This window comes from Geodermatophilus sp. SYSU D01186 (assembly GCF_054050215.1).
Genome location: NZ_JBJGYW010000018.1, coordinates 1 through 24,305 on the forward strand (window position 1 = coordinate 1; position 24,305 = coordinate 24,305).

22 protein-coding genes and 1 rRNA gene are annotated in these 24,305 nt (G+C 73.9%); 17 read left to right on the plus strand and 6 right to left on the minus strand.

What is annotated here, in order from left to right; translation table 11 throughout:
* Positions 1 to 74 (plus strand): 5S ribosomal RNA (gene rrf / locus ACI784_RS14375); the annotation flags it as partial.
* A 96-nt stretch (positions 75 to 170) separates the two neighbouring features.
* Here rrf and ACI784_RS14380 read toward each other — a convergent pair.
* Complete coding sequence (locus ACI784_RS14380) at positions 171 to 836, minus strand: DUF2461 domain-containing protein (RefSeq protein WP_456924083.1); 666 nt, start codon at positions 834 to 836, stop codon at positions 171 to 173.
* Positions 833 to 1,420, minus strand: a complete 588-nt coding sequence (locus tag ACI784_RS14385) for an N-acetyltransferase family protein (RefSeq protein ID WP_457013912.1) — start codon at positions 1,418 to 1,420, stop codon at positions 833 to 835. The genes ACI784_RS14380 and ACI784_RS14385 overlap by 4 nt, the downstream gene beginning before the upstream one ends.
* Positions 1,421 to 1,477: 57 nt before the next feature.
* On the opposite strand from ACI784_RS14385, the gene ACI784_RS14390 reads away from it, so the two are divergent.
* Positions 1,478 to 2,695: a winged helix-turn-helix domain-containing protein gene (locus ACI784_RS14390; protein ID WP_457013913.1), complete on the plus strand. Its 1,218-nt coding sequence runs from the start codon at positions 1,478 to 1,480 to the stop codon at positions 2,693 to 2,695.
* 7 nt (positions 2,696 to 2,702) lie between these two features.
* On the opposite strand, the gene ACI784_RS14395 is transcribed toward ACI784_RS14390, so the two are convergent.
* Positions 2,703 to 3,110 carry a DUF1232 domain-containing protein gene (locus ACI784_RS14395; protein WP_457013914.1) on the minus strand — a complete coding sequence of 136 codons (408 nt, stop codon included), beginning with the start codon at positions 3,108 to 3,110 and terminating at the stop codon, positions 2,703 to 2,705.
* A gap of 88 nt (positions 3,111 to 3,198) precedes the next feature.
* On the opposite strand from ACI784_RS14395, the gene ACI784_RS14400 reads away from it, so the two are divergent.
* Genes ACI784_RS14400 through ACI784_RS14415 form a run of 4 tightly spaced genes read left to right on the plus strand, consistent with a single transcriptional unit; the run spans position 3,199 to position 7,138 of the window.
* Positions 3,199 to 4,017 (plus strand): thymidylate synthase, encoded by an 819-nt coding sequence (locus tag ACI784_RS14400; protein WP_456924087.1) that lies wholly within the window; start codon positions 3,199 to 3,201, stop codon positions 4,015 to 4,017.
* Positions 4,014 to 4,535, plus strand: coding sequence for a dihydrofolate reductase (locus tag ACI784_RS14405; protein WP_457013915.1), 522 nt, complete (start codon positions 4,014 to 4,016; stop codon positions 4,533 to 4,535). The genes ACI784_RS14400 and ACI784_RS14405 overlap by 4 nt, the downstream gene beginning before the upstream one ends.
* Positions 4,536 to 4,544: 9 nt before the next feature.
* Positions 4,545 to 5,441 (plus strand): 4-hydroxy-tetrahydrodipicolinate synthase, encoded by an 897-nt coding sequence (gene dapA / locus ACI784_RS14410; RefSeq protein WP_457013916.1) that lies wholly within the window; start codon positions 4,545 to 4,547, stop codon positions 5,439 to 5,441.
* Complete coding sequence (locus ACI784_RS14415) at positions 5,438 to 7,138, plus strand: ribonuclease J (RefSeq protein ID WP_456924090.1); 1,701 nt, start codon at positions 5,438 to 5,440, stop codon at positions 7,136 to 7,138. The genes dapA and ACI784_RS14415 overlap by 4 nt, the downstream gene beginning before the upstream one ends.
* 34 nt (positions 7,139 to 7,172) lie before the next feature.
* On the opposite strand, the gene ACI784_RS14420 is transcribed toward ACI784_RS14415, so the two are convergent.
* Entirely contained in the window at positions 7,173 to 9,119 is a 1,947-nt protein-coding gene (locus ACI784_RS14420; RefSeq protein ID WP_457013917.1) for a dipeptidyl-peptidase 5, read from the minus strand.
* Between the two features lie 74 nt (positions 9,120 to 9,193).
* Between ACI784_RS14420 and ACI784_RS14425 the strand changes: the two genes are divergently transcribed.
* From ACI784_RS14425 to ACI784_RS14475, 11 genes are all read left to right on the plus strand, one after another.
* Positions 9,194 to 11,734: a DNA translocase FtsK 4TM domain-containing protein gene (locus tag ACI784_RS14425; RefSeq protein ID WP_456924092.1), complete on the plus strand. Its 2,541-nt coding sequence runs from the start codon at positions 9,194 to 9,196 to the stop codon at positions 11,732 to 11,734.
* 77 nt (positions 11,735 to 11,811) lie between these two features.
* Complete coding sequence (rimO, locus tag ACI784_RS14430) at positions 11,812 to 13,239, plus strand: 30S ribosomal protein S12 methylthiotransferase RimO (protein ID WP_457013918.1); 1,428 nt, start codon at positions 11,812 to 11,814, stop codon at positions 13,237 to 13,239.
* Positions 13,236 to 13,901: a CDP-diacylglycerol--glycerol-3-phosphate 3-phosphatidyltransferase gene (pgsA, locus tag ACI784_RS14435; RefSeq protein WP_456924094.1), complete on the plus strand. Its 666-nt coding sequence runs from the start codon at positions 13,236 to 13,238 to the stop codon at positions 13,899 to 13,901. Before rimO ends, pgsA begins: the two co-directional genes overlap by 4 nt.
* Before the next feature lie 168 nt (positions 13,902 to 14,069).
* Positions 14,070 to 14,459 carry a helix-turn-helix domain-containing protein gene (locus ACI784_RS14440; protein WP_456924095.1) on the plus strand — a complete coding sequence of 130 codons (390 nt, stop codon included), beginning with the start codon at positions 14,070 to 14,072 and terminating at the stop codon, positions 14,457 to 14,459.
* Between the two features lie 75 nt (positions 14,460 to 14,534).
* Complete coding sequence (locus tag ACI784_RS14445; protein WP_457013919.1) at positions 14,535 to 15,113, plus strand: TetR family transcriptional regulator; 579 nt, start codon at positions 14,535 to 14,537, stop codon at positions 15,111 to 15,113.
* 96 nt (positions 15,114 to 15,209) lie between these two features.
* A complete protein-coding gene (locus ACI784_RS14450; protein WP_457013920.1) occupies positions 15,210 to 16,442 on the plus strand; it encodes a DUF4032 domain-containing protein in 1,233 nt (410 codons plus the stop codon).
* Between the two features lie 219 nt (positions 16,443 to 16,661).
* Positions 16,662 to 17,942, plus strand: a complete 1,281-nt coding sequence (locus ACI784_RS14455; protein WP_456924098.1) for an extracellular solute-binding protein — start codon at positions 16,662 to 16,664, stop codon at positions 17,940 to 17,942.
* The gene (locus ACI784_RS14460) at positions 17,939 to 18,901 is read left to right on the plus strand and encodes a carbohydrate ABC transporter permease (protein ID WP_456924099.1); all 963 of its coding nucleotides are present in this window, start codon (positions 17,939 to 17,941) and stop codon (positions 18,899 to 18,901) included. The genes ACI784_RS14455 and ACI784_RS14460 overlap by 4 nt, the downstream gene beginning before the upstream one ends.
* Positions 18,901 to 19,734, plus strand: a complete 834-nt coding sequence (locus ACI784_RS14465) for a carbohydrate ABC transporter permease (protein ID WP_456924100.1) — start codon at positions 18,901 to 18,903, stop codon at positions 19,732 to 19,734. Before ACI784_RS14460 ends, ACI784_RS14465 begins: the two co-directional genes overlap by 1 nt.
* A gap of 36 nt (positions 19,735 to 19,770) precedes the next feature.
* Positions 19,771 to 21,045 carry an ABC transporter ATP-binding protein gene (locus ACI784_RS14470; protein WP_456924101.1) on the plus strand — a complete coding sequence of 425 codons (1,275 nt, stop codon included), beginning with the start codon at positions 19,771 to 19,773 and terminating at the stop codon, positions 21,043 to 21,045.
* Positions 21,046 to 21,157: 112 nt separating this feature from the next.
* Complete coding sequence (locus ACI784_RS14475) at positions 21,158 to 22,813, plus strand: glycoside hydrolase family 13 protein (RefSeq protein ID WP_456924102.1); 1,656 nt, start codon at positions 21,158 to 21,160, stop codon at positions 22,811 to 22,813.
* Here the strand turns inward: ACI784_RS14475 and ACI784_RS14480 are convergent.
* Both ACI784_RS14480 and ACI784_RS14485 read right to left on the minus strand, forming a co-directional pair.
* On the minus strand, positions 22,810 to 23,274 hold the full coding sequence (locus ACI784_RS14480; RefSeq protein WP_456924103.1) for a GNAT family N-acetyltransferase: 465 nt from the start codon (positions 23,272 to 23,274) through the stop codon (positions 22,810 to 22,812). The two genes, ACI784_RS14475 and ACI784_RS14480, sit on opposite strands and share 4 nt — an antisense overlap.
* Positions 23,271 to 24,287 carry a PfkB family carbohydrate kinase gene (locus ACI784_RS14485; RefSeq protein ID WP_457013921.1) on the minus strand — a complete coding sequence of 339 codons (1,017 nt, stop codon included), beginning with the start codon at positions 24,285 to 24,287 and terminating at the stop codon, positions 23,271 to 23,273. The genes ACI784_RS14480 and ACI784_RS14485 overlap by 4 nt, the downstream gene beginning before the upstream one ends.
* Between the last annotated feature and the right edge of the window lie 18 nt (positions 24,288 to 24,305).

Genomic DNA, 24,305 nt, shown 5'->3' on the forward strand with positions numbered 1-24,305 from the left:
ACCCGGAAGCTAAGCCTCTCAGCGCCGATGGTACTGCCCCGGAGACGGGGTGGGAGAGTAGGACGCCGCCGGACAAACCTTTCCGCCAGGGCCCCAGCATCCGTGCTGGGGCCCTGCCGGCATTCCCCGGAACAATCACGACGGCGCCATTCCGGGCTCCGCCGGTGCGGTCACCGCCGGGCGCGCGGCTCCTTGGTCGTGGCGCCTACGTTGTCGGCGAACCAGGCGTTGAGCGCGTCGAGGTCACGCCACGCCGTCCGCACCTCGTCGAGTGCGCGCGCTTCGTGCAGCCACTCGGCCGGCTCCCAGCGACGCGTGGCGTGCAGGGACTTGTGCCGGAGGAGATCGGCACGGTCGCCGTCCGCGGAGAAGCCGCTCGGTACCCGGGTGAGCCGCTCACCGGCGATGTCCCACCCGCGGGCGGCGAGGCGGTCCACCTCGGCCCGCAGCCGGCCGCCCTGCACGTCGTCCGCCACGGCGCGGCGGTACCGCGCCACCTGGTCGGACTCGAGCCGCCAGCAGCCCCCGGAGACCCGCAGGCCGTCGGCGGAGACCTCGACGTACCAGGCGCCCGCCCCACGCCCCTCCGGGTTCACCACCGCGCCCTGGTGGGTCTTGTACGGCGTCTTGTCGTGGCTGAAGCGGACGTCGCGGTACGGGCGGAAGAGCTTCGCCGTCCCGAACTCCGGGGCCAGCTCGTCGACCAGGGCCTGCATCGGGGCACGCACGCAGGTGTCGTAGGTGGCCTTGTGCCGCGTCCAGTACGTCTTGCTGTTGTCGGCCTCCAGGCCCTCGTAGAAGACCAGTCCCTCGTCGGGGAACCCGGCGAAGCTCACCCTTCCGCCTCCTCCAGCAGTGCGTGCCAGCGCACCTCGCGCAGCGGGCCCTGCCCGGTGTCGAGGGTGCGCACCCAGCCGTCCGGCGCCCAGCCGGCCGACTCGAAGAAGTCCGCGGACACCCGGTCCTGTTCCGGCAGCCACACCGAGAGGCGGGCCGCCCCGGAGTCGCGGGCGAGGTCGGCGACCGCTGCCAGCAGCCGGCTGCCGTGCCCACGCCGTCCCCAGCGGGGCTCGACGAGCAGTACGGCCACCTCGGTGGTCGGGCCCGCAGGGTGCGGCACCTCGCCTCCGCCCACCTCCGGTGGCCCGTAGGCCGCGAAGCCGACGACGTCCTCCCGCTCGAGGGCGACCACCACGCCGTGCGCGGGCGTGGGGGGTGAGGTGACCGCGGCCAGCCAGCTGTTCGCGGCCGCCTCGTCGTCCCAGTCGTCGAGCACGTCGGCGGGGAGCACCGAGTGGTAGGCGGTGCGCCACGTGACCAGCTGGACCCGCGTGATGGCGGCGACGTCCTCGGCCCGGGCGCGGCGCACCGAGACCTCCGCGCTGCCCGAGAACCGGGGGAACGGCGAGGTCGGCTGCACGCGGCGAGCCTAGGGCCCGCGCGGTTCCCGTCGGACCCGCCGGGCAGGATCGAGATCGTGGCTGCTCCCGTCGTCGACCGGTTGCCCGCCGCGCTCGCGCGGCGCATCGCCCTGGCCGCCCAGGGGCTCGCCGTCCCGCGGCCGGAGGGGACGGTCAACGGCGGGCACCTGCGGCGCCTGGCCGACCGGCTGGCCGTCGTCCAGATCGACTCGGTGAACGTCCTCTCCCGGTCGCACTACCTGCCGGCGTTCAGCCGGCTGGGCCCCTATCGGCGGGCCGCCTTCGACGAGCTGGCCGGGCGTCGCCGGGAGCTGTTCGAGTACTGGGCGCACGAGGCGTCGTTCCTGCCCGTCCGGCTGCACCCGCACCTGCGGTGGCGGATGGCCGCTGCGGAGGAGCACGCCTGGGGGTCGATGGTGCGCATCCAGCGCGAGCGCCCCGGCTTCGTCGCGGAGGTCCTCGACCGGGTGCGCGACGGGGGGCCGCTCAAGGCCAGCGACCTCGCCGGGCCGCGTCCGGACCGGCCCGGCAGCATGTGGAACTGGCACGCGGGCAAGGTCGCGCTGGAGTGGCTGTTCTACACCGGCGTCCTCAGCACCCGCGGCCGGACGGCCGGCTTCGAGCGCGTCTACGACCTGGCCGAGCGGGTGCTGCCCACCGAGGTGCTGCGCGCGCCCACCCCAGAGCCGGCCGAGGCGGTCCGCGAGCTCGTCCGGACGGCGTCCCGCGCCCTGGGCGTGGCCACCGAGCGCGACCTGCGCGACTACTTCCGGCTCCGGCCGGGGCCGGCGCGCACCGCCATCGCCGAGCTCGCCGACGCTGGCGAACTCCTGCCGGTCGAGGTCGCCGGGTGGGGTGCCCCGGCCTGGCTGCACCCGGAGGCGCGACGTCCGCGCTGGGCCCGGGCGCGGGCACTGCTGAGCCCGTTCGACTCCCTGGTGTGGGAGCGGCCGCGGGTCGAGCGGATCTTCGGGTTCCGCTACCGCCTGGAGATCTACACGCCGGCGGACAAGCGGGTGCACGGGTACTACGTGCTGCCCTTCCTGCTCGGTGACCGGCTCGTCGCCCGCGTGGACCTCAAGGCCGACCGTCGGGCCGGCGTCCTCCGGGTGCAGTCCGCCTTCGCCGAGCACGGCGTCGACCGGGCCGAGGTGGCCGCCGAGCTCGCCGCCGAACTGGCCCTCATGGCCGGCTGGATGGAGCTGGAGGCGGTCGGCGTCGCCGATCGCGGCGACCTCGCCGGGGACCTGGCCGCCGCCGTCGTCGTCCGTTGAGACGGCCTCAGCTCTCCTGCAGGCCGGCCAGCCGGCGGACGACGGTGAGGCCGACCGGGCTGCCGGGCCACGCCCGGACCAGCGCGGCGTCCCCGGCGCTGCGCACCACCCACCGCAGCGCCAGCGCCACCACCACCACGTCGTCGGCGTAGCCGAGGACCGGCACGACGTCCGGCACCAGATCGACCGGGGACAGCAGGTAGGTCAGCAGTGCCCACAGCCGCCACCGGACCCCGCGGGGGAGGGAGCGGTCGGCCGCCAGCCGGCGGACCAGGCGGACGAGGTCGGGCAGCAGGCGCAGCGCCTCCCGGACCGTCAGGTCCGGCGGGCGGGCCCGCCAGAGCAGCAGCAGGAGGACGGCCCAGAGCAGGAGCAGCCCGCCCACGACGGCGAGCAGCGTCTCCCACCACTCCACGGTGACGAGTCTGACCGGTGGGGCGGGAGCGATCCGCAGGTGCCCGGCCTCGCGCTCCCCGTCGGCGGCCCGCCGTAGTCTCGGCGCCGTGGGAAGCGCAACCGACGGCCCGATCGACACCCAGTACGAGGACCTGCTGCGCCGGGTGCTGGAGCAGGGCACCCCGAAGCAGGACCGCACCGGCACCGGCACCGTCAGCCTCTTCGGTGAGCGGCTGCGCTACGACCTCTCCGAGCGCTTTCCGCTGGTCACCACGAAGCGGGTGCACTTCCGGTCGGTCGCCGTCGAGCTGCTGTGGTTCCTCCGCGGCGACAGCAACGTGCAGTGGCTGCGCGACAACGGGGTCACGATCTGGGACGAGTGGGCCTCGGCCGAAGGGGAGCTGGGGCCGGTGTACGGCGTCCAGTGGCGGTCGTGGCCCACGCCGGGCGGCGAGCACGTCGACCAGATCAGCGCCGTCCTGCAGACCCTGCGCACCGATCCCGACTCGCGGCGCATGGTGGTCTCGGCCTGGAACGTCGCGGCCCTGCCCGAGATGGCGCTGGCCCCCTGCCACGCGTTGTTCCAGTTCCACGTCGCCGACGGAAGGCTGTCCTGCCAGCTCTACCAGCGCAGCGCCGACCTGTTCCTGGGCGTGCCGTTCAACATCGCCAGCTACGCGCTCCTGACCCGCATGGTCGCCGCCCAGGTGGGCCTGGCCCCCGGCGACCTCATCTGGGTCGGCGGGGACTGCCACGTCTACAGCAACCACGTCGAGCAGGTGACCGAGCAGCTCTCCCGGGAGGTGCTGCCGTTCCCGCGGCTGGAGCTGGCGCCCGCGCCGTCGCTGTTCGACTACACCTACGAGCACTTCACCCTCGACGACTACCGGCACCACCCGGCCATCAAGGCCCCGGTGGCCGTGTGACGGTCGCGCTGATCTGGGCCCAGGCCCACGGCGGGGTCATCGGCGCCGACGGGACCCTGCCCTGGCACCTGCCCGAGGACCTCAGGCTCTTCCGCACCCTCACCACGGGCTCGACCGTGGTCATGGGCCGGCGGACGTGGGAGTCGCTGCCCGAGCGCTCCCGCCCGCTGCCGGGGCGGCGCAACGTCGTCCTCACCTCCGACCCCTCGTGGACGGCGGACGGCGCGCACGCGGCGTCGTCCGTGGCGCAGGTGCTCGCCGAGCGGGACGGCGACCTGTGGGTGATCGGCGGCGGCCAGGTGTACGTCGCCTTCCTGCCGTTCGCCGACCGGGTGGTCGTCACCGACGTCGACACCCGGGTGGACGGCGACACGTGGGCGCCGGAGCTCGGCGCCGAGTGGCACCGGGTGTCCCGGGAGCCGGGAGAGGGCTGGTCGACGTCCTCCACGGGCCTGCGGTACGCCGTCTCGGAGCACCGGCGGTCCGCGCCGGGGGACCGGCCCGGGATCGCTCGGTAGATTCTCCCCATGACCAGCGACCCCGCCCGGCCCTTCGGGCGCGTTCTGACGGCGATGGTCACCCCCCTGGCCGAGGACGGCTCGATCGACCTCGCCGGGGCCCAGGAACTGGCCGCGCACCTGGTGGACCGGGGTGGCCACGACGGCCTCGTCGTCGCCGGGACGACGGGGGAGTCGCCGACGCTCAGTGACGCCGAGCAGCGTGCCGTCCTCGAGGCGGTGCTCGACGCCGTCGGGAACCGCGCCACCGTCGTGGCCGGTGTCGGCACCAACGACACCGCCCACTCCATCGAGAAGGCGCGCGACGCCGAGCGCCTCGGTGCGCACGGCCTCATGGTCGTGACGCCGTACTACAACAAGCCCCCGCAGGCCGGCCTGCTGCGGCACTTCACCGCCGTCGCCGACTCCACCGACCTGCCGGTGATGCTCTACGACATCCCGCCGCGCACCGTGGTCCCCATCGAGGTGGAGACGCTGGTGCGGGCCGCGGAGCACCCGCGGATCGTCGCGGTGAAGGACGCCAAGGGCGACCTCGGCGCGGTGGCCTGGACCCTCGCCCGCACCGACCTCGCCTACTACAGCGGCGAGGACATGCTGAACCTGCCGTTGCTGGCCCTCGGCGCGGTCGGCGTCGTGAGCGTCGTCGGCCACCTGGTGGGCCCGCGCCTGGCCGAGCTGATCGCGGCAGTCGACTCCGGTGACCTGGTGAAGGCCCGCGCGGTCAACGAGAGCCTGCTGCCGGTCTACACCGGGATCTTCCGGACGCAGGGGGTCATCCTGGTCAAGGCCGCGCTGCGCGAGCTCGGCCTGCCCGCCGGCCCGGTCCGCCCGCCGCTGGTCGACGCCACCCCTGAGCAGGTCGCCACCCTGCGCGCGGACCTCACCGCGGGCGGGGTCGCGCTGTGACGGCGGGTGCCGTTCAGCCGCACCTCGACCTGCAGGTCCCGCCCCCGCTGCCGGCCGGCGGCCTGCGGGTCATGGCGCTCGGCGGGCTCGGCGAGATCGGCCGCAACATGGCCGTGCTGGAGTTCGACGGCAAGCTGCTGGTCATCGACTGCGGCGTCCTCTTCCCGGAGGCCGAGCAGCCCGGCGTCGACCTGATCCTCCCGGACTTCGGCGTCATCGAGCACCGGCTGGACGACGTCGCCGCGGTGGTGCTCACCCACGGGCACGAGGACCACATCGGCGCCATCCCGTACCTGCTGCGGATGCGGGGGGACATCCCGCTGGTCGGCTCCCGGTTCACCCTCGCACTGGTGCGGGCCAAGCTGCGCGAGCACCGCCTGGACCCGGTGCTGGTGGAGGTGGCCGCCGGCGAGGACCACGTGGCCGGGCCGTTCCACTGCGAGTTCCTCGCGGTCAACCACTCGATCCCCGACGCGCTGGCCGTCGCCGTCCACACGCCGGCCGGGGTCCTGGTGCACACCGGCGACTTCAAGATGGACCAGCTCCCGCTCGACGGCGTCCTCACCGACCTCGGTGCCTTCGCCCGGCTCGGGCTGGAGGGCATCGACCTGCTGCTGGCCGACTCGACCAACGCCGAGGTGCCCGGCTTCGTCGTCTCCGAGCGCGCGATCGGCCCCGTGCTCGAGGACGTCTTCCGCCGGGCCACCCAGCGGCTGATCGTCTCCAGCTTCGCCAGCCACGTGCACCGCATCCAGCAGGTGCTCGACGCCGCGGAGGTGCACGGCCGCAAGGTCGCCCTCGTCGGGCGCTCGATGGTCCGCAACATGGGCGTGGCCCGCGACCTGGGCCTGCTGCGGGTGGCACCCGGGCTCATGGTGTCGCTGGACGAGGCGACGTCCATGCCGCCCGAGCAGGTGGTGCTGGTCAGCACCGGTTCCCAGGGGGAGCCGCTGTCGGCGCTGGGGCGCATGGCCCGCGGTCAGCACCACCAGGTCACGATCGAGGCCGGGGACACCATCGTGCTGGCCTCCTCGCTCGTGCCGGGCAACGAGACCGCCGTCTACAAGGTCATCAACGGGCTGGCCCGCCTCGGCGCCACCGTGGTCCACAAGGAGACGGCGATGGTGCACGTCTCCGGGCACGCCCCCGCGGGGGAGCTGCGCACCCTGCTCAACGTCGCCAAGCCGCGGCACCTCATGCCGGTGCACGGGGAGTGGCGGCACCTGCGCGCCCACGCCGCGCTGGCCGAGCAGACCGGCATGGCCGCCGACCGGGTGCTGCTCGCCGAGAACGGCGTGGTCGTCGACCTCGTCGACGGCAAGGCCTCGATCGTCGGCAGCGTGCCCGTCGGCGACGTCTACGTGGACGGGCTCAACGTCGGCGACGTGGGGGAGGAGTCGCTGCAGGAGCGGCGGATCCTCGGCGACGAGGGCTTCGTGGCGCTCACCGTCGTCATCGAGCCCTCGACCGGCACCATCGTGCGGCCGGTGCACCTCAACGCCCGCGGCTTCGCCGACGACCCCACCGTCTTCGACCCCGCCCTGGCGCTGGTCGAGGACGCCCTGCGGCGCACGCTGGCCGACGGCGAGACCGACCCGCACCGGCTGTCCCAGGTGATCCGGCGGACGGTCGGCAAGTGGGTGTCGGACACCCACCGCCGCCGACCGATGATCATCCCCACCGTCCTCGAGGTGTGAGTTGGAGTGGGGGGAACGCGTCCCTCCCACTCCGTCACCGCAGCTCGATCGGCTCGATGCCCTCGTCCGCGGGCAGTTCGAAGCCCCACACCTGCGCGTAGAACGACAGCTCGCCGTCCAGGGCCGCGCGGATGTTCTCCGCCCGCCGGAACCCGTGCTGCTCGCCGGGGAAGAGCAGGTAGGCGTGCGGCACCCCCTTGTCCCGCAACGCCCCGACGATCGCCTCGGCCTGCTCGGGCGGGACGACGCGGTCCTCCTCGCCCTGGAACACCGCCAGCGGGGTGTCGAAGGCGTCCACGTGCGAGATCGGGGAGCGCTCGGCGTAGACGTCGGCGCCCTCCGGCCATGGGGCGACCAGCGAGTCCAGGTAGCGGGACTCGAACTTGTGGGTGTCGGCGGCCAGTGCGCCGAGGTCGGCGACGCCGAAGTGGCTCGCGCCGGCGGAGAAGACGCCCGGCCGCAGGCACAGCGCCGCCAGGGTGGTGTAGCCGCCGGCCGACCCGCCGCGGATGGCCATGCGGGCGGGATCCACCCGGCCGCTGTCGGCGAGGAACCGCGCGCAGGCCACGACGTCGTCGAGGTCGACCACACCCCACCGGCCGCGCAGCGCCTCCCGGTACCGCCGGCCGTAGCCGGTCGAGCCGCGGTGGTCGACGTCGGCGACGCAGAACCCGCGGGAGGTCCAGTACTGCACCCCCAGGTCGAGCACCGCGGAGGTCGCCGAGGTCGGGCCGCCGTGCACCAGCACGAGCAGCGGCGGCAGGGTGCCGGCGGGGGCGGAGGCCTCCGGGTTGGTCGGCGGGTAGACCAGCGCGTGCGCGACGTCGATGCCGGTCCCGTCCTCGGGTGTGGGGAAGCTGACGTGCTCGGGGCGGGAGAACCACGCCGGGTCCAGCCCGAGGTCGCGGGCGGGGCGCAGCACCTCGGCGGTCCCGTCGTCCGGGCCGACCCGCAGCACGACCGGCTCGGCGTCCGGACCGCCGGCGACGCAGACCACCGACCCGCCGGCGGCGGTCACGTACCGGAAGGCCGCGTACGGCAGCGTGAGATCTCGCAGGGTCCCGTCGGGCTCGCGCACGGCCAGCCGGTCGGTGCCCTCCCCTGCGCGCGCGACGACCACCCGGCCGTCGGGCAGCACCGCGAACCGCCGGGCGCCGAACACCCACTGCGGCCCGGCGAGGTCCGCGCCGACGTCCAGCACCGGCTCGACGTCCCCACCCGGCCGCCATCGGTACAGCGCCCAGACGTCGCTGCGGTCGGCGCAGAACCACAGGCTGCCGTCGGCGGCCCAGACCGGCTGGACGACGGACTCCGCGCGGCCGTCCGGGGATCGGCCACCGGCCACCACCGTCTCGGTGCCGTCGGCGGCCCGGACGACGAGCGCGGCGGCGTCCCACGGCATGTCGGGGTGGTCCCACTGCAGCCAGGCCAGGTGCCGGCCGTCGGGGGAGAGGCGGGGGTCGGAGACGAAGTCCGGGCCGGTGACCAGGACCTCGGTGGTGCCGTCCGTGCCGATCCGCACGACCTCGTTGACCACGTCGGCGGCCGCGCCGCCCGCCGCGTGCGTCTCCCGCACGGCGAGGACACCGCCCGGGACGACGTGCAGATCGGCGTAGCGCACCCCGGACGGCAGCGGCGGCTCGGGCGTGACCGCGCTCGGCTCGGCGGCACCGGGGCCGAGCCGGTACAGCCGCTGGTCGGCGAACTCGGTGAACCACAGGACGCCGTCGGCGACGGTCCACGCGCCCCCGCCGTACTCGTGCACCCGGGTGCGGGCGTTCCACGGCGGGGGCAGGGGGTCGGCGGTCCGGCCGTCGGCGGCGCGACGGACCAGTGCCGAGCGCCCGCCCTCGCCGGGCCGTGACTCCGACCACCAGAGGTCGTCCCCGTCCACGGCCACCTCGCCGAGCCGGGCGGCGGCGCGGACGACGAGTTCCGAGGTGATCGGGGTGGGCCAGCTCCCGTACGGGGTCGTCGGCATGCCATGACCGTAGGTGGCGGACACGTCCCTCCGCCTGCCGTCAGGGGACCCCCGCGGCCATTACCGTCTGACGCATGCCTGCTCGCTCGACGACGACCCGGCCGTCGGGTCGGTCGTCCGCGCGCGGCCGCTCCGGCTCCGGGTCGACCGCGTCCCGGAAGCGACCGCCCGCGAAGCGACCCGCCTCCGGCGGTCGCAAGCCCGCGGCCCGCAAGCCCGCGGCGAAGAACTCCGGCCCCGGTCTCTGGGGCGTCATCAGCGGCGGCTGGTCGCTGCTGGCCCGCGGTGCCGGGGGGCTGGCCCGCTCCGTGGCCCGTCCGGAGGAGGCCGAGCCGCTCGCGCCCGAGCACCGCCGCGACGGGGTCGGCCTCGCCGTCCTCGGGCTGGCCGTCGTGCTCGGTGCGGCCGCCTGGACCAACGGCATCGGCCCGGTCGGCGCCGCGCTCGCCGACGCGGTGCGCTGGATCGTCGGCTCCCTGGTGATGGTGCTGCCGGTCGTGCTGTTCTTCGCCGCCCTCCGGCTGCTGCGCCGGGGTCCCCGCCCCGAGGCCCGCGGCCGGCTGGTGATCGGCTGGATCTGCGCCGTCGCCTCGGTGCTCGGCATCGCGCAGGTCGTGGGGGAGGGCGCCGTCCCCGCCGCGGGCCGGCCGGGGTCCGGCGGTCTCGTCGGCTGGGCGGCGGGCACCCCGCTGGTCGCCGGCGTCGGCAGCGTCGTCGCCGTCGTCCTGCTGGTCCTGCTCGCGTTCTTCGGCCTGCTGGTGCTCACCGCGACGCCGGTGCACCAGATCCCCGAGCGGCTGCGCGAGCTGGGGGACCGGCTGCTCGGCCAGGGGTCCGACGAGGACGCGTACGACGACTGGGACGACGAGGAGGACGACGAGCCGGTCGCCCCGCCGACCCCGCGTCGCGCCCGCCGGCGCTCGCTGTCGGAGGACCTGCTCGACACCGGCCCGGTCGACACCGTGCCGGCCATCGACCACGCCGCGTTCGACGAGGCGCCGGAGGCCGTGCGCCTCGAGCGGCCGCCCGAACCGCCCCCGGCGCCGCGCCGGCCGGTGGTCGACCGCACCGCCCCGCCGGAGGAGCTCGAGCCGGTCACCGAGCCCGAGCAGCTGCGCATCGAGCCGGTCGAGGGTGCCTACACGCTGCCCTCGGTCAGCGTGCTGCGCCCCGGCGACCCCCCGAAGAAGGGCTCGAAGGCCAACGACGCGGCCATCGAGGCGATCACCGGCGTGCTCGAGCAGTTCAACATCGACGCCGCCGTCACGAGCTTCACCCGCGGCCCGACGGTGACCCGCTACGAGATCGAGCTGGGCCCGGCGGTCAAGGTCGAGAAGATCACCGCGCTGACCAAGAACATGGCCTACGCGGTGGCCAACGACAACATCCGCATCCTCGCGCCGATCCCCGGCAAGTCCGCGGTCGGCGTCGAGGTGCCCAACGTCGACCGCGAGATGGTCAGCCTGGGCGACGTGCTCCGCTCGCAGGTGGCCAAGCAGGACCCGCACCCGATGCTGGTCGGCCTCGGCAAGGACATCGAGGGCGGCTTCGTCTGCGCGAACCTGGCGAAGATGCCGCACCTCCTGGTCGCCGGCGCCACCGGTGCCGGTAAGTCCAGCTGCGTCAACTCGCTGCTGACCTCGCTGCTGCTGCGGGCCACGCCCGACCAGCTGCGGATGATCCTCATCGACCCGAAGATGGTCGAGCTGACGCCGTACGACGGCATCCCGCACCTGATCACGCCGATCATCACCGACCCGAAGAAGGCGGCCACCGCGCTGGCCTGGCTGGTCGAGGAGATGGAGCAGCGCTACCAGGACATGCGGGCCACCGGCGTCCGGCACATCGACGACTTCAACCGCAAGGTGGAGCGCGGCGAGATCACCGCCCCGCCCGGCAGCGAGCGGGTGTACCGGCCCTACCCGTACATCCTCGCGATCGTCGACGAGCTCGCCGACCTCATGATGGTCGCGCCGCGCGACGTCGAGGAGTCGATCGTCCGGATCACCCAGAAGGCCCGCGCCGCCGGCATCCACCTGGTGCTGGCCACCCAGCGGCCGTCGGTGGACGTCGTCACCGGCCTGATCAAGGCCAACGTGCCCTCGCGGCTGGCGTTCTCCACCTCCAGCCTCACCGACAGCCGGGTCATCCTCGACCAGCCGGGCGCGGAGAAGCTGATCGGGATGGGCGACGCCCTGTTCCTGCCGATCGGCGCCGGCAAGCCGATGCGCGTGCAGGGCGCCTACGTCTCCGACGGCGAGATCGAGGCGGTCGTCGACTTCACCAAGCGGCAGGCCGAGCCCGAGTACCGGGAAGAGGTCTTCACCGCCGGCGGGGGCGAGAAGAAGGAGATCGACGAGGACATCGGCGGCGACCTCGACCTGCTGTGCCAGGCGGTCGAGCTGATCGTGACCAGCCAGTTCGGGTCGACGTCCATGCTGCAGCGCAAGCTGCGGGTCGGCTTCGCCAAGGCCGGCCGGCTCATGGACCTCGCCGAGAGCCGCGGCATCGTCGGCCCGTCGGAGGGCTCCAAGGCCCGCGACGTGCTGATCAAGCCCGACGAGCTCGAGTCGGTGCTGTTCACGCTGCGCGGCGGCACCCTCAGCGAGGCCTGAGGGCGGCCGCCCGGCGGGGAGGGCGGGGTCACTCGCGGGATCCCGACCGGGCTCGACGCGGCGACTACGATGGGCCGGTGACAGCTCTGCCCGACCCTGCCCGCAAGGTGGCGGTGGTGACCCTCGGGTGCGCCCGCAACGAGGTCGACTCGGAGGAGCTCGCCGGCCGGCTGGCCGCCGGCGGCTACGAACTGGTCGAGGACGCCGACGACGCCGACGCGGTGCTCGTCAACACCTGCGGGTTCATCGGGTCGGCCAAGAAGGACTCCGTCGACGCGATCCTCGCCGCCACCGACTCCGGCGCGCAGGTCGTGGCCGTCGGCTGCATGGCCGAGCGGTACGGCTCCGAGCTCGCCGGCGCGCTGCCCGAGGCCACGGTGCTCGGCTTCGACGACTACGCCGCGATCGGCGACCGGCTGGACGACGTCCTCACCGGCCGGCCGCTGGTGCCGCACGACCCGCGCGACCGCCGCACGCTCCTGCCGATCAGTCCGGTGGCCCGCACCGCGGCGGTCGCGGCGGTCGACGCCCCGGCGATCCCCGGCCACGGCTGGCTGCAGCGGCGCCGGCTGGCGTCGGGGCCGTCGGCGGCCCTGAAGCTGGCCTCCGGCTGCGACCGCCGGTGCGCCTTCTGCGCCATCCCGGCCTTCCGCGGCGCCTTCGTCTCCCGCCCCCCGGCCGAGGTCCTCGGCGAGGCGCAGTGGCTGGCCTCGCAGGGCGTGACCGAGCTGGTGCTGGTCAGCGAGAACTCGACCTCCTACGGCAAGGACCTCGGCGACCTGCGGTCGCTGGAGCGGCTGCTGCCGCAGCTGGCCGCCGTGGAGGGCATCACCCGGGTGCGGGTGGCCTACCTGCAGCCGGCCGAGATGCGGCCCGGCCTGCTCGAGGTCATCGCCGGCACCGAGGGGGTCGCGCCCTACTTCGACCTGTCGTTCCAGCACTCCTCGCCGGGGCTGCTGCGCCGCATGCGCCGCTTCGGCGGCACCGACGACTTCCTCGCGCTGATCGAGCGGGCCCGGTCGCTGGCCCCGGGCGCCGGCTTCCGCACCAACGTCATCCTCGGCTTCCCGGGGGAGACCGAGGACGACGTCGCCGAGCTCGAGCGCTTCCTCGTCGAGGGCCGGCTGGACGCGGTCGGCGTCTTCGGGTACTCCGACGAGGAGGGCACCGAGGCCGCGGGGCTGCCCGGCAAGCTCGACCAGGCCGAGATCGACGCCCGCGTCCGCCGGGTCACCGACCTGGTGGAGGAGCTCACCGCCCAGCGCGCCGAGGACCGCGTCGGCGACCGGGTCGAGGTGCTGCTCACCGAGGACCTCTCCGGCACCGACGGCGCGGGCAGCTGGCTCGGGCACGCGGCCCACCAGGACCCCGAGGCCGACGGGACGACGACGGTGACCGGCGTACCGGACGGCGCGGTCGCCGGACAGCTGGTGACCGCCGAGGTGGTCGGCACCGAGGGTGTCGACCTCGTCGCCGCCGCGCTGGTACCCGCGGTGACCGCATGAGCTCGGCACCCGCGGACCCGGCCGCGACCCCGCCGCAGTCGGTGCGGGTGCTCAACCTGCCCAACGCGCTGACCGTGCTGCGGCTGGCCGTGGTGCCGGTGTTCGCCGTCCTGCTGCTGACCGACGGCGGCACGGACGAGGCCCAGCGCTACTGGGCGACGCTGTTCTTCGCGCTGGCCATCATCACCGACCGCTACGACGGGATGATCGCCCGCCGCACCGGCCAGGTGACCGAGTTCGGCAAGCTGGCCGACCCGATCGCCGACAAGGCCCTCACCGGCACCGCGCTCATCGGGCTGTCGGTGCTGTCGCTGGTCGCGTGGTGGGTGACGCTGACGATCCTGGTCCGGGAGGTCGGCGTCACCCTGCTGCGGTTCTGGGTCATCCGGCACGGGGTGATCGCGGCCAGCCGGGGCGGCAAGGCCAAGACCGTCGTCCAGGCGCTGGCCGTCGGGCTCTACATCCTCCCGCTCGAGGGCGTGCTGGCCAGCGTCCGCTGGTGGGTGATGGCGGCGGCGCTCGTGCTGACCGTCGTGACCGGCCTGGACTACGTCTACCGCGCCCTCACCCTCCGGCGCACCAGCGCCCGGGCGATGCGGGCGGCAGCCGCGCGCCGCGCCGCCGGCCCCACCGGGGGACCCCGCACCGACGCGGCCGCCTGAGCGAGGACCCGCCGCACAGGACGGGGAAGGGTCGTGCGGCTCTGGGCGTTACGCCCAGAGCGGACGCGCCGGGGATGGCGCGGTGCCCGTCAGTGGCTCCGCGTACCGTGAGCGCACGGCGCCCCCGAGGGAGCCGCCGCCCCCGCAGAGGCAGGACAGGAGACGGCCATGACGCTGCTGCGCACCCAGCTCGGCACTTCCCTGCGCGGCCACCGGCTGCGTCAGCGCCGGACGCTGCGGGACGTCTCCGGAGCCGCCCGGGTGAGCCTGGGGTACCTCTCCGAGGTCGAGCGCGGCCAGAAGGAGGCCTCCTCCGAGCTGCTCGCCTCGATCTGCGAGGCCCTCGACCTCGAGCTCGCCGATCTGCTCGCCGAGGTCAGCCTCGAACTGCGGCACGCCGACGGCGGGGTCCACCCGCTGACCCCCGCGCCCGGCGCCGTCGCCGCCGAGCCGCCCACCGAGGAGGCCGCGGAGGAGTCCGCCGCCGAGCCGGCGCTGGCCCTGGTGGGTGCACCCGCCCGCCCCGCCGCCCGTACCGCGGTGTCGCTGGCGGCCTGAGGTCGCCGACACGGCCGACGCGCAGCGCCCGCCGTCCTCGGCGCGCGCTCCGGGCGGTGCCGGACAGGACGCATGGTGACCGTCGGTCCTCCCTCCCCGCCGCCGGGCTGGGCGCCGCCGGCCCCGGTGCACGTGCCGGGCTCGCACACCCGCAGCGGCAACGCCATGAACCGCACCCGCGCCGGACTCCTGGACGGCGCCGCCCGGGCCTTCGCCGACCGCGGGCTGCGCCGCAGCACGATGCAGTCGGTCGCCGTCGCGGCCGGGGTGGCCAAGGCGACCCTGTACAACCACTTCCGCACCAAGGACGACGTCGCCCGGGCGCTGCTGGCAGCCGAGCTGGACCGGCTGGCCGCGCTGGCCGCGGCGCTGCCGGCGGAGGCCGCGCTGGTCGCCCTCGCCGACGAGGTCGCCGGGCACCCGGTGCTGCGCCGGCTGGCCGAGGACGAGCCGGCCGAGCTGGTCGGCCTGCTGTCCGCCGCGCCCGAGCGCTGGACCGAGCTGGTCGAGCGGCTGGCAACGGCGCTGCGGGCCGAGCCCGACGCCGCGGACACGGTGGCGCACTGGCTGCTGGGACTGGTCCTCCAGCCGGGCGGGACCGCGGCCCGGCACGCCGCGGCGGCACGCCTCGCCGCGGTCCTCGGGCGCGCCTGACCCCTCCCGGCCGCGCGGCAGGGCGCACCGGCGTGGGATGGTGACGGTCCGACACCGCCCGGGCGGGCGGCTGCTGCTGCACCATCGGAGTTCGCCGTGCGGTACCTGTTCCGGCCACCGGCCGCCGACGGGGCGGGCCTGCTGACCCTGCCCTGGCATGTCCCGCTCGAGGAGTGGGACCCCGACCTGCTGCTCGAGGTGCCGCAGCGCGGCATCTCGCGGCACGTGGTCCGCTTCGTCGCCCAGGACGGACACGTGTACGCGCTCAAGGAGATCGCCGAGCCGCTGGCCCGCCACGAGTACGCCCTGCTCGGCGAGTTCGAGGAGGAGGGCCTGCCGTCGGTGTCGGTGCTCGGCATCTGCGTCGACCGGCCCGGCGGGCAGGACGCCGTCCTGGTCACCCGGTACCTCGAGTACTCGATGTCCTACCGGTACCTGTTCTCCCGGCCCCACGGCGAGCAGTCGGCCGAGCAGCTGCTGGACACCCTGGTCGTGCTGCTGGTCCGGCTGCACCTCGCCGGGGTGTTCTGGGGCGACTGCTCGCTGTCGAACACCCTCTTCCGGCTCGACGCCGGCACCTTCGCCGCCTACCTGGTCGACGCCGAGACCGCCGAGCGCCACCCCCGGCTCAGCGACGGGCAGCGGCGCTACGACGTCGACCTGGCCCGCGAGCGGGTCGGCGCCGAGCTGCTGGACCTGCAGGCGGGCGGGCTGCTGCCCGGCGACGTCGACCCGATCGAGGTGGCCGACAGCCTGCCGCCGCGCTACGAGGCGCTGTGGGAGGAGGTCAACCGGGAGGAGGTCTTCGCCCCGGACGAGCAGCGGTACCGGGTGACCGCCCGGCTGCAGCGGCTCAACGACCTGGGGTTCGACGTCGGCGAGGTGGAGCTGGTCACCTCACCGGAGGGCGCCCGGCTGCGGGTGGAGACGCGGGTGGCCGAGCCGGGGGAGAACCGGCGGGAGCTGTTCCGCCTGACCGGCCTGGAGGTCCAGGAGCGCCAGGCCCGCCGGCTGCTCAACGACCTGCGGGCCTTCCGCGTGCACCTGGAGCAGAAGAGCGGGCGGCCGGTGCCCGAGACCGTCGCCGGCTACCGGTGGCTCGAGGAGGCCTACCAGCCGGTGGTCGAGGCGATCCCGCCGGACCTCGTCGGGCGGCTGGCCCCGGCCGAGGTGTTCCACGAGGTGCTGGAGCACCGCTGGTTCCTGTCGGAGAAGGCCGGCCGGGACGTCGGGACGACGGCGGCGGCGCGCGCGTACTTCGAGACCGTGCTGCCCCGCACACCCAAGGAGATGACCACGCCGTCGGCCATCGTGGGCCACCAGATCTGACCCCTGCGCGCACCGCCGGACCCCTGGTCAGGGGCGGTAACGGACGGGTTTCGTTCGAGTTGACAGCCCCTGTGACCTGGGCCACCGTACGAAATCCGAGAGATCAACGCCCACAGCCGCCAACGGAGGCGATGACGCGTGCTGAGAAGTGGCAGGAGGGCGGCGCACCGGCAGCGCGTCGCGCCGGACAGGAGGTCCGCGGGTCCTCGCTCCCGCCGGTTGCTGGGGGGCTCGGCGGCCACGCTGGTCCTGGCCTCGACCCTGGCCGCGTGCGGCGGTGGGGGCGGGGGCAGCGGTGCGCCGGTGCTCAACTGGTACATCAACCCCGACTCCGGCGGCCAGGCGGAGATCGCCGCCCGCTGTTCGGAGGCGTCGAACGGGGCGTACACGATCGAGGTGGCCCAGCTGCCCCGCGACTCGCCCGCCCAGCGGGAGCAGCTGATCCGCCGGCTGGCGGCCAACGACGAGTCGATCGACCTCATGAGTCTGGACGTGGTCTTCCCGCCGGAGTTCGCCCAGGCCGGCTTCCTCGCCCCCGTCCCGGAGGACGTGGCGCAGGAGGTCAGCGAGGGCGTGTTCGAGGGTGCGCTGGACTCCGCCACGTGGAACGGCGAGCTCGTCGCGGTCCCCTTCTGGGCCAACACCCAGCTCCTCTGGTACCGGCAGTCGGTGGCGGAGGCGGCCGGGCTCGACATGACCCAGCCGGTCACCTGGGACCAGCTGATCGAGGCCGCAGAGAGTCAGGACGTCCTGCTGAGTGCCCAGGGCAGGCGGTCGGAGTCCCTGATGGTGTGGTTCAACGCGCTCCTGGAGTCCGCCGGGGGCCAGTACATCGAGGAGAGCGGAGAGAGCCCGGAGGAGATCCAGTTCGGTCTCTCCACCCCCGAGGCGGACCGCGCCTCCGAGGTGATGGCCGCCGTCGCCAACTCCTCCGCGGTCGGCGCCGGCTTCACCACGGCCAGTGAGGACACGAGCGCGACCGAGTTCGAGAGCGACGACGCCGGCTTCATGGTGAACTGGCCGTTCGTCTACGCCCAGGCCGTCAGCAAGGTGGAGGCCGGCACCCTGGACCAGTCGGTGCCCGACGACTACGGCTGGGCGCTCTACCCGGCAGTCGACGAGGGCACGCCGAGTGCGCCTCCCCTCGGCGGGATCGACATCGCCGTGTCGGCCTTCAGCCGGAACGTCGACCTCGCCTACGAGGCGGTCACCTGCATCGTCCAGGACGAGAACCAGGCCGATTACATGGTGACCAACGGCAACCCGGCGTCGTCGATCGCGGTCTACGACGACCCCGAGGTGCGGGAGGCCTACCCGATGGCCGACACCATCCGCGAGTCCCTGGAGTTGGCGGCGTCCCGGCCACTCACGGCCTACTACAGCGAGGTCCTGGGGTCCTTCCTCCGCGAGTTCCACCCGCCGGGCTCGGTGAACGACCAGACCGGTGAGCGGACGGAGACCCTCACCAAGGCAGTCCTGACAGGAGAGCAGCTGCTATGAGCCAGACGACGCTGCCGCCGGTCGAGAAGACTCGACCCGTCTCCGCGCCCCGCGGCACGATCAGCGACCGGTCCCGGGCCGAGCGCAAGCTCGGCTGGATGCTGGCCGGTCCGGCGTTCGTGGTCATGCTGCTGGTGACCGCCTATCCGATCCTGCAGGCGGTCTGGTACTCGCTGTTCAACTACCGGTTGACCGACCCGGAGAACCGGACCTTCGAGGGCCTCGGCAACTACGCGGTGATCCTCACCGACTGGGTGTGGTGGCAGGCCATCATCGTCACCGTGGTCATCACGGTGGTCACGGTGGCCGTCGAGCTGGTGCTCGGCTTCGCGCTGGCCCTCGTGATGGCCAAGGCGCTCTCGTCGATCCGACCCGTCGTCCGGGCCGCCATCCTGATCCCGTACGCGGTGATCACGGTCGTGTCGGCCTTCGCCTGGCAGTTCGCATTCCGGATCGACACGGGCTTCGTCAACAACTGGTTCGCCTGGCTGCCGGGCGTCAGCGACACCACCGACTGGTTCGGTGGCCAGGCCTCCTCGCTGTTCGTGATCTGCCTGGCCGAGATCTGGAAGACCACCCCGTTCATCTCGCTGCTGCTCCTGGCCGGCCTGGCGCAGGTGCCGGAGGTGCTGCAGGAGGCGGCCAAGGTGGACGGCGCCACCTGGTGGCAGCGGATGTGGCGGGTCACGATCCCCAACATGAAGGCCGCCATCATGGTGGCCCTGCTGTTCCGGACCCTGGACGCGTTCCGGATCTTCGACAGCATCTTCGTCATGACCGCAGGCGCGAACAACACCGAGTCGGTGTCGTTCCTCGCCTACCGGCAGACGATCTCCCGGGTGGAGATCGGCCTCGGCTCGGCAGTCTCCGTGCTGCTGTTCCTGTCGGTGGTGCTCATCGCCTTCGGCTTCATCAAGGGATTCAGGGTCGACCTGGCCCAGGCACGAGGGGAGCGCTGATGTCGACCAAGGAGAAGACCTGGTGGTGGATCGGCGGGGTCCTGATCGTCGTCTACTGCCTGTTCCCGATCGCCTGGATCCTCTCGCTGTCCTTCAAGACCTCGGCGGACATCGCGAACAAGCAGTTCCTGCCGTCGAGCTGGACCTGGGAGAACTACACGACGATCCTCACCGGGTCGGCCAGTGACCTGTTCCTGCCGGCACTGCGCAACTCGTTCGGGATCTGCCTGATCGCCACGGCGATCTCGTGCGTGCTGTCGATGTTCGCCGCCTACGCCATCGCCCGGCTGGACTTCCCCGGCAAGAAGCTGATCCTCGGCACCGCGTTGGCCGTGGCGATCTTCCCGGTGATCTCGATCGTCACGCCGCTGTTCAACCTGTGGCGTCAGATCGGGCTCTACGACACCTGGCCCGGGCTGATCATCCCCTACCTCTCGCTGACGCTGCCGATCTCCATCTGGACGATGTCGGCGTTCTTCCGGGAGATCCCGTGGGAGATGGAGCAGGCGGCCCAGGTCGACGGTGCCACCACCTGGCAGGCGTTCCGCAAGGTGATCGTCCCGCTCGCCGCACCGGGCGTGTTCACCACGGCGATCATCGCGTTCTTCATCGCCTGGAACGACTTCGCGTACGGCATCTCGCTGACGTCCACCAATGCCGCCCGCCCGGTCCCGGCGGCGCTCGGGCTCTTCTCCGGCGCCTCCCAGTTCCAGGACCCGACAGGCGCCATCGCCGCGGCGGCGGTCGTGGTGACCATCCCCGTCGTCGTCCTCGTCCTGCTGTTCCAGCGGCGCATCGTGGCCGGCCTGACGAACGGCGCCGTCAAGGGCTGACGCCCGATCCATCCACCCATCGAGGGGACAACTGTCATGGCTTCGATCGAGATGCGGAACATCGTCAAGCAGTACGGCGACGGCTATCCGGCGGTGAACGACGTCAGCCTGGACATCGCCGACGGGGAGTTCATGATCCTCGTCGGCCCGTCCGGGTGCGGGAAGTCGACGTTGCTGCGGATGATCGTCGGCCTGGAGGACATCACCAGCGGGGACATGATCATCGGTGGCAAGCGGGTCAACGACATGGCTCCCCGCGACCGCAACCTCTCGATGGTCTTCCAGAACTACGCGCTGTACCCCCACATGACCGTCTACGAGAACATCGCGTTCCCGCTGCGGTTGTCGAAGACCCCGGACGACGAGGTGCGCCGCCGGGTCACCGAGGCGTCCGACGTCCTCGAGCTCAAGGAGCACCTGGAGCGCAAGCCGGCCAACCTCTCCGGCGGTCAGCGCCAGCGGGTCGCCATGGGGCGGGCCATCGTGCGCCAGGCCGAGGCGTTCCTCTTCGACGAGCCGCTGTCGAACCTCGACGCCAAGCTGCGCGGCCAGATGCGCACGGAGATCTCCCGGCTGCAGCGCCGGCTGGGGATCACCACCGTCTACGTCACCCACGACCAGACCGAGGCCATGACCCTCGGCGACCGGGTCTGCGTCCTCCGGAAGGGCAAGATCCAGCAGGTCGCCTCCCCGCGCGAGCTGTACGAGCAGCCCGTGAACCTGTTCGTCGCCGGGTTCATCGGCTCCCCGCCGATGAACTTCCTGCCGGCCACGTTGCAGGGCAACCGGCTGCAGACGCCGTTCGGCCAGATCGAGCTCGACGAGCGCCGGGCGGCGGCGGTGACCGGCCGCGATCTGCTGCTCGTCGGCATCCGGCCGGAGTACTTCGAGGACGCGGCCCTCGTGGACGAGGCCAAGCGGCCGCTCGGATCGGTCTTCCGTGCGCGCGTGGACGTCACCGAGTGGCTGGGCGACTCGCAGTACGCCTACATCCCCTACGAGGCACCCGAGGAGATCACCCGGCAGCTGCGGGACCTGTCCCGGGAGCTGGACTCCGAGGAACTGCGCACCCAGGCCATCGTGTCGATCGACGCGACCAGCCGCATCCGTGAGGGGCGCGAGGCGGAGTTCTGGCTCGACAGCCGCAAGGTGCACGTGTTCGACCCCCAGTCCGGCGAGAACCTGACCCGTGACGCCGAGGCCGGCGCCCGCCTGACGCAGATGGCGGCCGAGGACCGCGTCGAGCAGGTGCAGGACGCGCAGGCGTCCGGGCAGACGGTGGGGGGCGCGCACCGCGCCGGCGCGGCCTGATCGACGGCACCCCGCCGGTGGTCGCAGTGGCCACCGGCGGGGTGCCGCACCCCGTACGACCGGCCCCGGGGCGGCGCCCGCCCACCCGGGGCCCGAGCACGTCTGGAGCCCGATGTCTCCCCATGCTGGGCACGGGCGCCGCCCGTGGTGGTGGTCCGCCGTCGTCTACGAGGTGTACCTGCGCAGCTTCGCCGACTCCGACGGCGACGGCCTCGGGGACGTCAACGGCCTGCGCGGCCGCCTGTCCCACCTGGTCGAGCTGGGCGTCGACGCCCTGTGGATCACCCCGTGGTACCCGTCTCCGATGGCCGACGGCGGCTACGACGTCAGCGACTACCGGGCCATCGACCCGCGCTTCGGCACCCTCGCCGACGCCGACGCGCTGCTCGCCGAGGCGCACGCGGCCGGCCTGCGGGTCGTCATCGACCTGGTCGCCAACCACACGTCGGTCGAGCACCCGTGGTTCGCTGCCGCGGTGGCGGGCGGACCGGGTGCGCCGGAGCGGAGCCGGTACTTCTTCCGGGACGGTCGGGCCGGCGGCGCGGAGCCGCCCAACGACTGGATCAGCGCGTTCGGCGGCCCGGCGTGGACCCGGGTCACCGAGCCCGACGGCCGCCCGGGCCAGTGGTACCTGCACCTGTTCGCGCCGGAGCAACCCGATCTCGACTGGGACGACGTCGTGGTGCAGGAGGAGTTCGACGACGTCCTGCGGTTCTGGCTCGACCGCGGCGTCGACGGCATCCGGGTCGATGCCGCTCCGGCCATGGCCAAGGTGCCCACGCTGCCGGACGCCGGCCACGGGCCCGACGCGCTGTTCGAGTCGAGCTCCTGGGTGGACAACCCGCACTGGGACGTCGACGCGGTCCACGAGATCTTCCGCCGGTGGCGGCGCATCGGGGACACCTACGACGGGGACCGGCTGTTCGTCTCGGAGGCGGTGGTCAACGGCCCGGAGCGGCTGAGCCGGTACGTGCGCCCGGACGAGCTGCACACCACCTTCAACTTCGACTACCTCAAGGCCCCGTGGGACGCCGGCCGCCTCCGCGCGGTGGTCGACGGCACGCTGGCCGCGCTCGCGCCGGTCGGCGCCCCCGCCACGTGGGTGCTGTCCAGCCACGACGAGACCCGCCACGTCACCCGGTTCGGGCGCAGCCGGAGTGGCGCGGCGACCATGGGCTTCGACGCGGCGGCACCCGCGGACCCCCGGCTGGGCCTGCGGCGGGCCCGGGCGGCGGCGCTGCTGACCCTGGCCCTGCCGGGCGGGGCCTACCTCTACCAGGGCGAGGAGCTCGGCCTGCCGGAGGTGGAGGACCTCCCCGAGGAGCTGTTGCAGGACCCGACGTGGGAGCGCTCGGGTCACACGGCCCGGGGGCGGGACGGCTGCCGGGTGCCGCTGCCGTGGTCGGGGGACCGCCCGCCGTTCGGGTTCGCCGCCGACGGCGTCCGCCCGTGGCTGCCGCAGCCGCAGTCGTGGGCTGCCCTGACGGTGGCGGCCCAGCGGGAGGACCCCGCGTCGACCCTGTCGCTCCACCGCTCCGCGCTGCGCCTGCGCCGCAGCCTGCCCGGCCTCGCCGACGACCAGCCACTGACCTGGGTCGAGGCGGGGGAGGACGTGCTGGCCTTCGACAGGGGTCCCACCTTCCGGTGCGTCGTCAACATGTCGGACCGGTCCCTGCCCCTTCCCGGTGAGGGCCGGCTGGTGCTCAGCAGCGAGCCCCTCGAGGACGCGCTGCCGCCGGACACCGCGGCGTGGCTGGTGAGCGCCTAACGGGTCAGCGACCGCGTCAGCACCAGGCGGTCCTGCCCCGGCCCCGCGCGGTCGGCGGAGAGGTGGCCGGTCGCGCCCAGTGCGGTGTGCAGGCCGAGGGTCGCGGCGTCCTCCGGCCGGGCCACGGCCTGGACGACCCGCGCCCCGGTGCTGGTGGCGAGGGCGTCGAACCAGCCCACCAGCCGGCGTCCGAGACCGGCGCGGCGCCGGTCGTCGCGCACCGCGAGCAGGTGCACGTAGGCCAGCCGGTCGGCGGTGACGGTGCCGAGCAGGTACCCGGCGTCCACGCCGTCCGCGGTGCGCGCGAGCACCCCGAACCCGCCGAACTGGTCGAACCAGACGGGGTCGTGCAGCGGCCGGGTGTCGACGTCCCAGAACCGGTCGTGCTCGGCGAGCAGCCGCGCCCGGACCACCACGGCGGACAGCTCGGCGAGGCCGACGAGGGTGACCGCGGAGCTCACCGGCGGGCCGCCGCGAGCTCCTCGCGGGTCGGCGGGTCCGCGCCCACCCGGGTGCAGTTGAGCGCCGCGACGAGGGCGGCGTCGTCGACGATCGCCAGCAGCTGCTCGTCGGACAGCTCCCGCAGCGCGGTCCGGGTGGTGGCGCCGGCGGCGAGGAGACCGGCGAACAACCCGGCGGCGAGCGAGTCCCCGGCGCCCACCGTGTCGACGACGTCCACCCGGGGCGGTTCTCGGTGCAGCAGCGCCCGACCGGGGCGGGCGATCCGCAGCGGGGCACCGCCGTCGGTGAGCACCACGAGGGCGGCGCCGCGGTCCGCCCAGCGCACGGCGGTCGCGTCGAGGTCGGCCGCGGCGCCGGGCTCGAGCCAGGCGAGGTCCTCGGCGCTGACCTTGACGACGTCGGCCCGCGCCAGCAGCCGGTCCAGCCGGGCGTGCACCTCGGTGCGGCTGTTGCCCAGTGCCGTCCCGACCGGGCCGTCGGCCAGCATCGGCCGGATGTTGGGGTCCACGCTGACCAGGGCCCGCCCCGAGGCGGCCACGCGCTCCACGAGCCGGGCGATCGGGTCGCAGCCGGGCGGGGTCCAGCTGGAGATCGAGCCGACGTGCAGGATCGCCGTCCCCGGGGGGAGGACGGCGGCGAGCTCGTCGTCGGTCCACTGCCAGTCGGCCGCGCCCTGCACGTGGAATCCGTAGTCCGGTGCGCCGTCGGCCCCCAGGCCGACGACGGCGAGGCTGACCGGCTCGCTCGCGGGCACGAAGCCCGCCGGGTCCACGCCGGACAGCTCCGCGTGCCGGCGCAGGGACGGGGCGAGCGGACCGGTGCCCAGCCGCGCCAACAGCCGCACCGGCGTATCCAGCCGGCCCGCGGCGACGGCGACGTTGAGGGCGTTGCCCCCGGGGCGGGCGACGTACTGCGGGGCGGTGCCCTCCGGGCCGGCACCGGCCTCGGGCACGGGGATGAGGTCGACGACCAGCTCACCCAGGACGCTCAGCACCGGGTTCTCGGTGGACACCCCGAGACACTAACGGGG